Origin of the sequence: Streptomyces sp. NPDC002793 (genome assembly GCF_040295485.1) — a bacterium.
Classification (GTDB): domain Bacteria; phylum Actinomycetota; class Actinomycetes; order Streptomycetales; family Streptomycetaceae; genus Streptomyces.
Window position 1 is genome coordinate 1 of the sequence record NZ_JBEOVL010000028.1, and the last position, 12677, is coordinate 12677.

General features: G+C 70.3%; 12 protein-coding genes. 5 read left to right on the top strand and 7 right to left on the bottom strand.

Annotated elements, in window-relative coordinates:
- Positions 1–103: 103 nt before the first annotated feature.
- Entirely contained in the window at positions 104–814 is a 711-nt protein-coding gene (locus ABT001_RS24495) for an NADPH-dependent F420 reductase (protein WP_351281463.1), read from the bottom strand.
- Between the two features lie 140 nt (positions 815–954).
- On the opposite strand from ABT001_RS24495, the gene ABT001_RS24500 reads away from it, so the two are divergent.
- The 3 genes from ABT001_RS24500 to ABT001_RS24510 all read left to right on the top strand — a co-directional run bounded on the left by ABT001_RS24500 (position 955) and on the right by ABT001_RS24510 (position 3795).
- The gene (locus ABT001_RS24500) at positions 955–1524 is read left to right on the top strand and encodes a GH25 family lysozyme (RefSeq protein WP_351281466.1); all 570 of its coding nucleotides are present in this window, start codon (positions 955–957) and stop codon (positions 1522–1524) included.
- 163 nt (positions 1525–1687) lie between these two features.
- Positions 1688–3418, top strand: coding sequence for an aa3-type cytochrome oxidase subunit I (gene ctaD / locus ABT001_RS24505; protein ID WP_351281275.1), 1731 nt, complete (start codon positions 1688–1690; stop codon positions 3416–3418).
- A gap of 35 nt (positions 3419–3453) precedes the next feature.
- A complete protein-coding gene (locus tag ABT001_RS24510; protein WP_351281277.1) occupies positions 3454–3795 on the top strand; it encodes a hypothetical protein in 342 nt (113 codons plus the stop codon).
- Here ABT001_RS24510 and ABT001_RS24515 read toward each other — a convergent pair.
- The 3 genes from ABT001_RS24515 to ABT001_RS24525 form a co-directional block, all read right to left on the bottom strand.
- Entirely contained in the window at positions 3699–5672 is a 1974-nt protein-coding gene (locus ABT001_RS24515) for an FUSC family protein (RefSeq protein ID WP_351281280.1), read from the bottom strand. The genes ABT001_RS24510 and ABT001_RS24515 overlap by 97 nt on opposite strands.
- Positions 5673–5861: 189 nt before the next feature.
- Positions 5862–7457: a sigma-70 family RNA polymerase sigma factor gene (locus tag ABT001_RS24520; protein WP_351281282.1), complete on the bottom strand. Its 1596-nt coding sequence runs from the start codon at positions 7455–7457 to the stop codon at positions 5862–5864.
- Between the two features lie 235 nt (positions 7458–7692).
- On the bottom strand, positions 7693–7884 hold the full coding sequence (locus ABT001_RS24525; RefSeq protein WP_351281285.1) for an antitoxin: 192 nt from the start codon (positions 7882–7884) through the stop codon (positions 7693–7695).
- Between the two features lie 324 nt (positions 7885–8208).
- Between ABT001_RS24525 and ABT001_RS24530 the strand changes: the two genes are divergently transcribed.
- Positions 8209–9498 (top strand): FAD-binding protein, encoded by a 1290-nt coding sequence (locus ABT001_RS24530; RefSeq protein ID WP_351281287.1) that lies wholly within the window; start codon positions 8209–8211, stop codon positions 9496–9498.
- An 11-nt stretch (positions 9499–9509) separates the two neighbouring features.
- On the opposite strand, the gene ABT001_RS24535 is transcribed toward ABT001_RS24530, so the two are convergent.
- The 3 genes from ABT001_RS24535 to ABT001_RS24545 form a co-directional block, all read right to left on the bottom strand.
- Positions 9510–10505 (bottom strand): MASE1 domain-containing protein, encoded by a 996-nt coding sequence (locus ABT001_RS24535; protein WP_351281290.1) that lies wholly within the window; start codon positions 10503–10505, stop codon positions 9510–9512.
- Between the two features lie 61 nt (positions 10506–10566).
- The gene (locus ABT001_RS24540; RefSeq protein WP_351281292.1) at positions 10567–11400 is read right to left on the bottom strand and encodes a PP2C family protein-serine/threonine phosphatase; all 834 of its coding nucleotides are present in this window, start codon (positions 11398–11400) and stop codon (positions 10567–10569) included.
- A gap of 98 nt (positions 11401–11498) precedes the next feature.
- Positions 11499–11978: a MarR family winged helix-turn-helix transcriptional regulator gene (locus ABT001_RS24545; protein ID WP_351281295.1), complete on the bottom strand. Its 480-nt coding sequence runs from the start codon at positions 11976–11978 to the stop codon at positions 11499–11501.
- A gap of 110 nt (positions 11979–12088) precedes the next feature.
- Between ABT001_RS24545 and ABT001_RS24550 the strand changes: the two genes are divergently transcribed.
- Positions 12089–12499: an organic hydroperoxide resistance protein gene (locus tag ABT001_RS24550; protein WP_351281298.1), complete on the top strand. Its 411-nt coding sequence runs from the start codon at positions 12089–12091 to the stop codon at positions 12497–12499.
- Positions 12500–12677: the final 178 nt, after the last annotated feature.

Genomic DNA, 12677 nt, shown 5'->3' on the forward strand with positions numbered 1-12677 from the left:
TTTTGTTTGTTTTAGCGGGGGTGTCCTGCCCCTTGCGCGGGGGGGGGCGGGCCCGCCGGGGGGGCCCGGGCAGGGCCCGGGACACTGCGACCTCCCCCTGTGGTCAGGCGCGCCACTCGGCGGTGCGTTCCGGGGAGGCCTCCGCCAGAGCCTTCGCGACGGTGTCGGCGTCGCCGCGGTTCCCGTACACGGGTGTGCCCGGCTGCTGGCGCCATGACTCGTCGATTCCGCCGGCGTCGACGGAGTCGAATCCCAACTCGTCGATCAGATCCCGGACCGCCTGCTTGGCCGCCGCGTCGTCGCCGGCGACCGGGAGGGCCTGCCGGCCCGGTGTGCCGTGGGGGAGACCCTTGTCCAGGATGTCCTGGGCGTAGGTGCCGTTGAAGGCCTTGATCACCGGATGCCCGATCTGCTGCTCGGTCCACCGGCTCTCGGTGAGCCCGTCCTCGATGGCGGAGATGCGTCCGTCGCGCTGCTGCGGGTAGTAGTTGCCCGTGTCGATGACGGCGACATCGTCCGCAGCGCCGTCGAGAATGCCCGAGGGCAGGTCCGGCACCGCCTTCAGGGGAACGGTCACCACCACGATCCGTGCTCCCCGTGCCGCCTCGGCCGACGTGACCGGTGTGGCACCCGTTTCCTCGGCCAGTGCCTCGAGTGTCTCCGGCCCGCGGGAGTTCGCGATGGACACGTCGTGGCCCAACGCGGTGAGCCGCCGGGCGAGGTTGCCGCCGATGTTGCCTGCCCCGATGATGCCGATCTTCATGGATCCGACCTTCCGATGCCGAGTGCCTGGAGTGAAAGGGTCTCGCCGGATCACCAACCCCACCCGGACCCGTGCTATTCCGGGCGTGCCGAATCGGTTCAGCACCCGAGCGACGGATGGGCGAGCGCTTGGCGGGAACGTATCGGAGGGAAAGAAACGGAACCGCAGTGCCCCACTTGGAGGTGGTGCCCGTGCTGCACGGCATCGACGTCAGTGCCTACCAGACGGACTACGACACACACGGCCTGGACTTCGTCTTCGTCAAGGCGACCGAAGGCCGCTCCTACGTCAATCCGAGGCTGAAGAGCCAGGTGAAGCGCGCCAGGGACGCCGAATGCGTCATCGGCTTCTACCACTTCCTCTGGCCCGGACACGCGAAGGAGCAGGCCGAGTACTTCCTCGAGAAGACACCGGAGCGAGAGGGGGACGTCCTCGCTGTCGACTGGGAGCAGACGGGTGAGGGGACGCGCGCGAGCAACGCGGACAAGGACCGGTTCATCCGCGAGGTGAAAGAGCTGAGGCCGCATCACCGTGTGCTGCTGTACTGCAACCGCACCTTCTGGATCAACCACGACACGAGCTCGTACGCCGGTGACGGACTCTGGATCGCCGACTACGGCAAGCCGGCCGCACCGCGGATCGAAGCGGCCTGGCGCATCCACCAGTACACCGACGACCCGCTCGACAGGAACGTCGCGGACTTCTCCTCACGCCAGGCGATGCGCGACTGGGCCGCACCTGAGGGCGCGCGGCGTTCCTGAGGACGCGGCTCGCGCGTCAACACGGACGTCATGACCATCGGCCAGTGGAGTGTCCTTTGCCAGCCACTGGTGCAGTGCGCACGGAGATGACCTGCAGCACTACCGCGGGGAGTCCATCCTGGTCGCCGAACCGCAACCGGCCGTCGACCGAAGGAGTGCCGCAGTGACGACGAGGGGTCCCGCAGTATCGGCGGAAGCCGATGCCGCCTATCAGGACGAACTGCCTGTACGGCGTCGGCAGCCGGGGAACGTGGTCATCAGGTGGCTCACGACCACCGACCACAAGACGATCGGCACGATGTACCTGATCACCTCGTTCGCCTTCTTCATCATCGGTGGCGTCCTGGCGCTCGTCATGCGCGCCGAACTGGCCCGTCCGGGCAACCAGATCATCTCGAACGAGCAGTTCAACCAGGCGTTCACGATGCACGGCACGATCATGCTGCTGATGTTCGCGACACCGCTCTTCGCCGGCTTCGCGAACTGGATCATGCCGCTGCAGATCGGCGCCCCCGACGTGGCGTTCCCGCGGCTGAACATGTTCGCGTACTGGCTGTACCTCTTCGGCTCGCTCATCGCCGTGGCCGGCTTCCTCACCCCGCAGGGTGCGGCCGACTTCGGATGGTTCGCCTACACCCCGCTCACCGACTCGGTACGTTCGCCGGGTGTCGGCGCGGACCTGTGGATCATGGGTCTGGCCTTCTCCGGCTTCGGCACGATCCTCGGTTCGGTCAACTTCATCACCACGATCATCTGCATGCGCGCCCCCGGCATGACGATGTTCCGCATGCCGATCTTCACCTGGAACGTCCTGCTGACCGGTGTCCTGGTCCTGCTGGCCTTCCCGGTCCTCGCCGCCGCGCTCTTCGCGCTGGAGGTCGACCGGAAATTCGGCGCGCACATCTTCGACGCGTCCAATGGCGGCGCACTGCTCTGGCAGCACCTCTTCTGGTTCTTCGGCCATCCAGAGGTGTACATCATCGCTCTGCCGTTCTTCGGGATCGTCTCCGAGATCATTCCGGTGTTCAGCCGCAAGCCGATCTTCGGTTATGTCGGCCTCATCGCCGCGACGATCGCCATCGCCGGCCTCTCGGTGACGGTGTGGGCGCACCACATGTATGTCACCGGCGGCGTGCTCCTGCCGTTCTTCTCCTTCATGACCTTCCTCATCGCGGTGCCCACCGGTGTGAAGTTCTTCAACTGGATCGGCACGATGTGGAAGGGGTCGTTGTCCTTCGAGACACCGATGCTCTGGTCGGTCGGCTTCCTGGTGACCTTCCTCTTCGGTGGTCTGACCGGCGTGATCCTTGCCTCCCCACCGCTGGACTTCCACGTCTCGGACTCCTATTTCGTCGTCGCGCACTTCCACTACGTCGTCTTCGGCACCGTGGTCTTCGCGATGTTCGCCGGATTCCACTTCTGGTGGCCGAAGTTCACCGGCAAGATGCTGGACGAGCGGCTCGGGAAGATGACCTTCTGGACGCTTTTCGTCGGTTTCCACGGCACGTTCCTGGTGCAGCACTGGCTGGGTGCCGAGGGAATGCCGCGCCGTTACCCGGACTACCTCGCCGCCGACGGCTTCACCGGCCTGAACATGATCTCGTCGATCTCCTCGTTCGTGCTCGGACTGTCGATGCTCCCGTTCATGTACAACGTCTGGAAGACCGCCAAGTACGGCAAGAAGATCGAGGTCGACGACCCCTGGGGCTACGGCCGTTCGCTCGAATGGGCGACGTCCTGCCCGCCGCCCCGGCACAACTTCCTGACGCTTCCGCGTATTCGCTCCGAATCGCCGGCGTTCGACCTGCACCATCCCTCGATCCGTGCCCTCGAGGAGGAGGCGAACCGTCCTCACGAGTCCGTCACCGTCGCCCCTGGGGACAAGCAGCTGTAGAGCCCGGGGGAGACGGGCCGAGGAGAGGAGGACCGTTGGAGCCGGACAAGGAGAGCGCCCGGGGCCTGGCCCAGGTGGAGGGCTACCTGCTCTGGAACGCAGAGGTCGAAGAGGCGCGACGGCGGGCCCGCCTCTTCACCGACGCCCTGCCCTGGCTGACCACCGCTCAGCGCGAGGACGTCGAGCGCGTCTACGTCGCGGACCGGGTCGAGGCCTGCCGGGAGACACTCACCAGGATCGCCGGCCGCGCCGTGGAACTCCGGGGCGAGTACACCGCACGCTACGACCGGCTCAGAAGGCGCTGTGTGGCGGTGTCCGTCCTGACCGCCGGAACGATGGGCGGCACCTGCGCCGCCCTGGCACTGATGGGCCGCTGACCCCCGCGTCGGGCGCCTGGCCCGCGTCCAGGCCCCGGCGCTCGGTGGCGTACCGAACAGAAGAGCACGGCGTCTCGGAACCCGGCCGGCCGCGCCGGGCCGGGACGGGCCGGCACCACCCGGTCGAGCTCGGAGAGCTGCGAGGCGAGGAGCCCGGCGTGCGACGGGGGCGGTCCGGCGGCCGGGTGGTCCCACTGCACGGCGCACGCCGTCGTGGTGTCGATGAGCCGCTCCACCGCACCCGCGACACCCTCGGACCCGGCGGATTGCCGTGCCACCGAAGGAAGTTCGGCTGCTGACAGGTCGATAGCCGTACGTGCCGCCGCCAGTGACCGGTAGGCGTCGCGCCGCAGCGCCGCCCTCCCGGTGCGGTCCTCGGGGGTGTCCAGAACGTGTCCCAGGTAGCGGTATGCCGCGCCCACCGCCGTGTCGAGAGCTGCCCGCACGGTGTGGCCCCGCCGGCCCGGCAGGGGGAGGTGCCCGACCAGCAGCACCGTCGCACAGGCGAGCAGGGACTCGACCACCCGCGCCCAGGAGGCGGACGGTTCACCGCCCAGCAGGACGAGGGACAGCACCAGTACGGTGACCACCGCCGTCTGCACCGCGAAGTGACGGGTGGCGACCGGGAGGAGCGCACCGCAGAGCGCCACCGTCGCGACCAGCGGGTGAGGCCCGGACACCGACACGGTCACAGCACCGAACACCACGGCGCCCGCCACGGTCCCCACCGCCCTGCACACCACCCGGGAGGCCAGCGGCCCGAGATCGGGCTTCACGAGGAACACGGTGGTCGCGGGCAGCCAGTACCAGTGGTCATGGTGCAGCCACTGCGCCACGGCCGTGCTCGTCGCGCAGCACGCCGCGACCCGAAGACCGTACTCACGCCCCGCCGCACTCCACGCCCCGCGGAGGACGGCGACGTACGAGGGCCGCTTGTCCATGCCCGGCGGCGCCCCGGTCGGGCGGTCGAAGACCGCCGCGGCCCGTAGCAAGGCGTCGTCCAGAGCCCGCAGCCCGGCATCCCTTCGGGCGGGGGCAGGAAGCGGCCCACAGGGACCGCCGGTCCGCACCGCCGCCGCCAGCCGGCGGGGGCCCTCCGCGACCCTGCCGGAGAGCGGGACCCCGGCCCATGCCAGCGCGGTCGCGGCCTCGGCCAGCGGGTACGCCGCGGCGTACCGCGCGTGCAGCCGACGCTCCGCCGCGGAGCTCGCGCAGCGCCGCAGCCGGGGCCCGGCCAGAGCATCCTGCGCCTGGTCGAGCGCCGCACTCAGCGCCACGCGCCCGGCGAGTGCCTGCGGGCCGCCCGCGGAGTGCAGGAGCCGCGCCACGGCGTCGTACACCGCGGCGACCGCCTCCCGCTCCCCGTCGAGCCGGTACGGGCCGCCGCCGAGCAGGCCCGGCGACGGCACGACCAGCCGGAGCAGCAGGAGCCATCCCTCACCGGCCAGGAACAGCAGGGCGCGCACGGGGCCGGGCTCAGGAAGCGGCATGCCGGCCCCGACCACGGCCGTCACCAGCACCTGTGTGCCACACGCGGACGCGACGGGCCCCGTCGAACTGACCGCTCCCGCGACCAGACCCAACAGCCCGAAGAGGAGCGGCAGGACGATCATGGACCGCCCACTGCCCACCACCGCCGCGGTCAGGGTGCCGAACAGCAGACCGGCCGATCCGGCCAGGGCAGGAAAGCCGAGCCGGGCGACCGCGGCACGACGGCTGCCGGGCCGGTCGTTGATCCCGGCCAGCATCGCGCCGAGGGCGGCGGGGACCCCGGCGGTCGGCCGCTCGGCGAGTACCGCCACCAGCAACGGCACGGCGGCCAGTGCCCCGCGCAGCACCGCGTTCCAGGGGACCGGCCCGCGCTGGGTGCGCAGCACATGGGCGAGCCAAGGGGGGAGCCGAGTGGCAAGAAGAGAGGGTGGGGGCACCGTGCTCCTGTCCGCGGGTGGAAGGCGTGTCGCCTGCGGACACCATCGGCCTGGGCTCGGGCCCAGCGTAGATCCCTCACGTGCGGGGAGTGCTACCCCCTCGTTTCCGCCGTATGACGGTCCTCCGAAGCGCGGTGATCAGAGGGCGGTGGCGAAGTTCTGGGTCCACACGGGGCCGCCGGGCGAGTCCACCCTGCCGATCCCGATCTCCTTGAAGGCGCAGTTCAGGATGTTCGCCCGGTGACCGGAACTGTTCATCCAGGAGTCCATCACCGCCGCGGCGGTCGGCTGGCCCTTCGCTATGTTCTCTCCGTAGGTACTCCACCGGTATCCGGCCGCGGTGATGCGCGCGCCGGGGTCCGTGCCGTCCTGCGAGGTGTGGGAGAAGTAGTCCCGCGCCGCCATGTCCGCGGAATGACGGGACGCCGCCTTCGCCAGCAGGCCGTTGCCGCTCACCGCACCGCAGCCCTCCTCGGCCCGCTCGTTGTTGACCAGGGCGATGACCTCCTCGGCCACCGAAGGGGCCGACGACGTCTTCGGCGCGGGAGCCGGCTCGGAGGACGGCTCGGGGGGCCTCGGTGCCTTCTCCGGAGTGGCCTTGGCGCTCCCGGTCCTCGTCGCGGTCGCCGACGGCGACGAGGACGAAGGGGACGCCGACGCGGAGGAAGGGGAAGGCGACGCGGAGGAAGGGGAAGTGGACCGGTACGGCGGAGTGGTCAGCGGTGCCGACGGGCCGGTGAGCGGAGCCATGGAGGTCGCGAGATCCTCGTCCGCGTCGTCCGTGGAAAGGTGTACCGCGGTGCCGCCGCCCCCCAGCAGCGCGACCGCCGCGAGTCCGGCCACGACCGTGGCGCGGCGCCGGCGCCTGACGCCGTCGCGTCGACGCTCGGCGCGACCGGGACCGGGACCGGATACGGTGACGACCGTGGACGCGTACGCCGTCGGCAGGAGTTCCGTCGCCGGAGCACCGGCGCCGGCCGCAACGGGCACGAGCCCCAGGCCCACCAGCAGACCCTCCGCCGGGACGAGGCCCGTCCGGTGACCCACACACACCGTGCACTCACGTGCGTGACGCACCAGTCGCTTGCGCCACAGTGCGGACGGCACCCCGTCCCACCGGACGGTCAGATCCTCGAGCAGGACGCAACGCGGGCTCGCCGCCAGGGCACGCACCACCACCCGGGCAGCATCGAGGCGCTCCTTCATCCGCTGGACCCGCACAGCGGTGTGCTGGGGGGACAGATCGAGGGCGCTCGCGACCTCCGCGCGGGACAGTTCGCCCGCGGTCTCCAGCCACCACAGCGACACGAGCTCGCGGTCGTCGTCGTCGAGCCACCGAGTGGCCTCGGCAGCCTCTCGGCGCTGCCCCGTCAGCCCGAGCCGGACGATCGTCAGTTCGACGAAGTCGGCGGCGGGGTCGACGACGTCATAGCCGTCGTCCATCCGGTCCGCGGACATCTCCCCCGTGCGCTCGCGCCAGTGCCCGCGGATCTCGTTCATGACGATGGCCACGAACCAGGACCGGAAGCTCATCGGGCTGCGCAGCGTGGGCAGGCCACGGAGCATACGCAGCACACTCTCCTGGACCACGTCGTCCACATCGGCGTGGCCGTTCAGGGCCCGGCCGACGATGTTGTAGACCAGCGGCAGATAGGACGCGACGAGCTGGTCCCGCGCCTCCGGGTCGCCCTTCCGCGCGGCCTTGATCAACGCCGCTTCGCGTGTCTCGCCCATGCTGTGCTCACTCTTCCGGGATCCTGTTCCGTCACTTCCCACACTCGGGAGACGCTGTGCGGCGGGGACGATAACAGGAATCCGGGCACGGGTTCGATACTCGTTCCCGGGCCGGAGCTCGTGGAGCGCCGGACCCGGCAGCGGCGTGAGCCGCGACGGGACCCGGCGCTCCCGGACGGATGTCAGACGGCGGGCCGACGTGTGTCCGCTTTCAGAGGCGTGTGCAAGGGCGTGTTCAGCGGCGGGGAGGGTCGTCCGGGCCGCGGTCGCCGAACTGCTGCTTGAGCCTGTCCTGACCGGTGTCGACGTGCTTGCTGTACTTGCCCTGTGTCCGGTCGTCGATCATGTCTCCGGCCTTGTCGATGCCCTTTCCGGCCTGGTCCTCGTGGCCCTTCAGCATCTTCTTGATCTTGTCCAGAGCGGACATGAGGATCCTCCTCGCCTCGGCTTCCCCCGCTCCTCCAGGGTCACCGCACATCGCCGGGTCCGCATCCGCGAGCGCCGCCGGACTGCCCGGGCAGGCACGGGACGTGTGAAGGGCGCCAGGGTGGGCAGAACCCCGTTACCAGGAGGAGGTGGTGGCCGTGGGCCGCATCCGGATCGTCCGTCGTCCGCAGCCCCCCACGGGGCCGCCCCCGCTGGACCTGCGAACGCCGTCCGGACGACCCCTGCCCTACTGACGCCGTCCCGGGTGGCCCGGCGCGGGGCGTTCCACGCGCCCGAGGACGAGCGAAGCGTAAGCTCCTCAGACATGATCGATCATTCTGCGCGCGCCCCGTCCCCTCGCCGGACGAACTGGGCCGGCAACATCACGTTCGGTGCGAAGCAGGTGCACACCCCCACCACCGTCGCCGAGCTCCAGGACCTCGTGTCCGCCGGAACGGCTGTCAGAGCGCTCGGCACCGGCCACTCCTTCAACACCGTCGCCGACACCCACGGCACCCTGATATCCGTCGCGGGCCTGCCCCGCGCCGTCGAGATCGATCAGCAGGCCCGTACCGCGACGGTGAGTGCCGGGCTGCGATTCGGCGAGCTGAACACGACCCTGCACCGGAGCGGGTTCGCGCTGCACAACCTCGGCTCGCTGCCCCACATCTCCGTCGCCGGGGCTTGCGCCACCGGCACCCACGGCTCGGGCGTGGGGAACCGCTCCCTGGCGGGGGCCGTCAGGGCGCTGGAGCTCGTCACCGCGGACGGTGACATCGTGTCACTGGAGCGGGGGGACGCCGGCTTCGACGGTGCGGTGGTGTCACTGGGCGCGCTGGGCGTCGTGACCCGGCTGACCCTGGACCTCGTCCCCGCCTTCGAGGTCCAGCAGTGGGTCTACGAGGCGCTCCCGCAGGAGCAGATGCTCGCCCGGTTCGACGAGGTGATGTCCGCGGCCTACAGCGTGAGCGTGTTCACCGGGTGGCACGGGGGGCCGGTCGACCAGGTGTGGCTCAAGGAGCGTGTCGGGGCCGACGGCCCCCGCAGCGCCGCCCACCGGTGGCACGGCGCGGAACTCGCCGAGGGACCGCGGCACCCGGTCCCCGGTGTGGCGGCGGAGCACTGCACGGAGCAGCAGGGTGCCCCCGGGCCGTGGCATGCGAGGCTGCCCCACTTCCGCCTCGAATTCACCCCGAGCAACGGGGAGGAACTGCAGTCGGAGTACTTCGTCTCCCGGCACGACGCCGTGGCGGCCTACGAGGCCCTCGACCGGATCCGGCAGGAGTTCGCGCCGCTGCTCCAGATCGGGGAGATCCGTACCGTGGCGGCCGACGACCTGTGGCTCAGCCCGGCCCAGGGGCGGGACTCCGTGGCCTTCCACTTCACCTGGGTGCCGGACACCGCAGCGGTGGTTCCCGCCCTCAGGGCCATCGAGGAGGCTCTGGCCCCGTTCGGGGCCAGGCCGCACTGGGGCAAGGTCTTCACCACCCCGCCCGGCACTCTTCGGGATCTGTACGGCCAGTACGCCGATTTCGAGCGGCTGACCGAACGACTCGACCCGAGCGGCACGTTCCGCAACGACTTTCTGGCGCATCACTTCCCGCGTACCGGCTGAGGCGCGGCCTCTCAGAACGGTTTCCGCCTGCCCGGGGGCCCGTGGGACGCACCCCCGGGCTCGGAGCCCGGCGTGAGTTCCTCCACGAGAGCGGCCAGCTCCTCGCATGCCACCTCCGTCTCATGGCGGATGTTGTTGTGCTCGGTGACGATGGCCGCCAGCAGGAGCGCGGTGAGTGCGACGCAGCCGTTGAGGACGCTCAGGTTGAGCATGATCTCCAGCACCGTGTGATCGGCGAACGGCCCGGCCTGGTCGGTACCGGCGACGATGGCCATGACCGACATGAGGAAAGCGCACGGAGCGCTGCCGGCGAGCTGGAAGCGGAGTGCGGCCCAGACGAGCACCGGGAAGACGATGTAGAGCATGGACAGCGGGCTCCTCGTCGCGACTACCGCCGTCCCCAGCGCGACCACCGCGAGTGCCACCGCCTCCGTCCACCGGTCGTCCGGTCCGGGCATGCGCGCCCTGCGGAGGACGAGCACCAGCGGCGTGACCATCAGTACTCCCATGGCGTCTCCCGCCCACCACGCCGACCAGACCTGCCAGAACTGAGCGGCGGGAAGCGCGCCGCTCAGTATCTGAACCCCGGTGCCCACCGTGGCGCTGATCAGCATGCCCCCCATGGCCCCCAGAAACACCAGCACGACGCCGTCCCGCAGCCGGTCCAGCTCTTTGCGGAACCCGACCGCGCGCAGCGCGAGGAAGGAGCACAGCGGCGCGAGCGCGCTGCCCGCCGCGACGACGAGGCCCCAGGGGGTGAGCCCGTCGCTCATCGAGATGATCATGACCAGGGCACCGAGGGCGATCCCTGGCCAGATCCGCAGACCCAGGTGGAGCAGCGACGCCACGGCGATCCCGGAGGGCGGCCACAGTGGCGTGACGACCGAGGTCCCCACCTCCACCGGCCTGAGCAGCCCCAGCCGTCCGGATGCGTAATAGGCAGCGGCGACGCCCAGCATCTGCAGAACGAGCACGGCTCGGCGTCTGGTTTCCTCGCTGCGGATCACGCATCTCATAAGACACCGCTCACGACGGCGGACCGACGTGACACGCGCGGCAGGGTCGTGCTCACCCGGGCTCCGGGGGCGCGTCGCCGTGGCGCAGGACGAGAACGGCCGCGTCGTCCTCGTGTCCTGTGAGGACCGCGGCCTGGAGCACCAGGTCGGCCAGTTCCTCGGCGCCGGCGCGGGCGTGGGCTCTCACCAGACGCCTGATCCGGTCCAGACCGTCGTCGATCGACAAGGAGGGCCCCTCGATGACTCCGTCGGTGAGCAGGACGAAGGCGCCCTCGGCATCGAGGTCGCGCCTGGTCACGGGGTAATGCTGTCGCGCCTCGATGCCCAGCGGGAGGCCGCCGGCGTCGGCCGTGATGCCCGAGCGGCCGTCGGCCGTGGCCCACACCGAGGCGACATGACCCGCGCGGGCGCTACGGAGTTCCCTGGTCCGCGGATCCAGCCGGAGGAACGAGCATGTCGCGAAGAGGGTGGAATCCATCGAAAGGATCAGGTCGTTCGTGCGTCCCAGCACGTCGCCGGGGTCTGCGGCCGAACTGGCGATGGCACGCATGGCGATCCGGATCTGGCCCATGAAGGAGGCGGCTTCGACGTCATGCCCCTGGACGTCCCCGATGGCCAGGCCCAGTGATCCGTCCGGCAGCAGGAAGGCGTCGTACCAGTCGCCGCCGATGTCCAGCCCGTCGCGCGCGGGGGCGTAGCGAGCGGCGGTCTGCAGTCCCGGAAAGGCGGGCAGCGTCGCCGGCAGCATCTTTCGCTGCAGGGCCTGCGCCAGTTCGACGTGGGCCTGATGCAGCTCCACCTCCTGCCGGGCCCGGGCGGTCAGATGCTGCAAGGTGCTGAGCACGTCCTCGGCGCTGGCGGACCGGGGAGTTCGACGCCGGTTCATGGGCCGCTCCGCGTTGCGATGGTTCCTGCATCATATTTCGACACCGGAACTCCTGCGAGCGCTGTACGGCGGCCACCGGTCCGGTGACGCCGGTCGGGTCAGCCGGCCCGGCCGAGGGAGGTGGTGAGCCGTCCCAGGGTCTCCTGCAGGGCCAGAACCTCCTGGACCGACAGTCCCGTAGCCCTGAGGACCGAGCGGGGGACGGGAAGAGCACGCTCACGCAGTGCCGATCCGGCCTCCGTGAGGTGAACCAGGACCGAACGCTCGTCCTCCGCGCTGCGCTCGCGCCTGATGAGACCGGCCGACTCCAGCCTCTTCAGCAGTGGCGACAGGGTGCCGGAGTCCAGGTGGAGCCGTCGGCCGATCGTCTTGATGGGGAGCGGGCCCTGTTCCCACAGGACCATCATCGTGAGGTACTGCGGGTACGTGAGGCCGAGGTCCCTGAGTGCTTCCCGGTAGACACCGCCGAACGCGCGCGAGGCCGCCTGCAGCGAGAAGCAGACCTGGTGGTCCAGCTTGAGCAGCTCGGTGTCCGGCAGGTCGTCCGGGTCGGGGACAGGGCTCGGTGGTGGTGTCATGGGTCCAGGGTAACCCGCGACCGTCATTTAGTTGTGTGCAACTGAATTGTGTGCCACTGTCATGGGTGTGGCCGGGCCACGGTCACCGTCGAACGAGAGAAGGTCATCCCATGGACGCGCTGTACACCGCTGCCGCCACCGCCAACGGCCGCGAAGGCCGGGCGGTCAGCTCCGACGGACGGATCGATCTCCCGCTCGCCCTCCCGCCGGCTCTCGGGGGGAACGGAGAGGGGACCAATCCCGAGCAGTTGTTCGCCGCCGGATACGCCGCCTGCTTCGCCAGCGCGATGAGCTCCGTCGCCCGCGAGATGAAGGTCGACACCAAGGACGTCTCCGTGACCGCCGAGGTCTCGATCGGCAAGGACGATTCGGGCTTCGGCCTCGCGGTCGTCATGCGCGTCGAGCTGCCCGAGGCGCTCGAGGGGGAGACCGGCCGGCGTCTGGTGGAGGCGACGCACGCGTACTGCCCCTACTCCAAGGCCACGCGCGGCAACATCGACGTCGAGCTCGTCATCGAATAGCGGGACCCGGCCCCCGTCGGCTCCTGTCCCGCCCCGCCGGCTTCCGTAGGCCGCCCGGCGGGGCGGGACAGGCGGGAGCCGAACCCGCAGCTCCAGGTTTCGGGCGGTGCGGCTCGTTCCCCGGGTCCGCTCTCCGGCGGCCGGAGGGGAACGCGTACACTCGGCTCCCGTTTCCGCT

What these genes read in the sequence shown, in the direction of transcription:
- ABT001_RS24520 (WP_351281282.1), bottom strand. Translation starts at nt 7,457, where the DNA reads ATGGGCGAGACACGCGAAGCGGCGTTGATCAAGGCCGCGCGGAAGGGC.
- ABT001_RS24525 (WP_351281285.1), bottom strand. Translation starts at nt 7,884, where the DNA reads ATGTCCGCTCTGGACAAGATCAAGAAGATGCTGAAGGGCCACGAGGAC.
- ABT001_RS24530 (WP_351281287.1), top strand. Translation starts at nt 8,209, where the DNA reads ATGATCGATCATTCTGCGCGCGCCCCGTCCCCTCGCCGGACGAACTGG.
- ABT001_RS24540 (WP_351281292.1), bottom strand. Translation starts at nt 11,400, where the DNA reads ATGAACCGGCGTCGAACTCCCCGGTCCGCCAGCGCCGAGGACGTGCTC.
- ABT001_RS24545 (WP_351281295.1), bottom strand. Translation starts at nt 11,978, where the DNA reads ATGACACCACCACCGAGCCCTGTCCCCGACCCGGACGACCTGCCGGAC.
- ABT001_RS24550 (WP_351281298.1), top strand. Translation starts at nt 12,089, where the DNA reads ATGGACGCGCTGTACACCGCTGCCGCCACCGCCAACGGCCGCGAAGGC.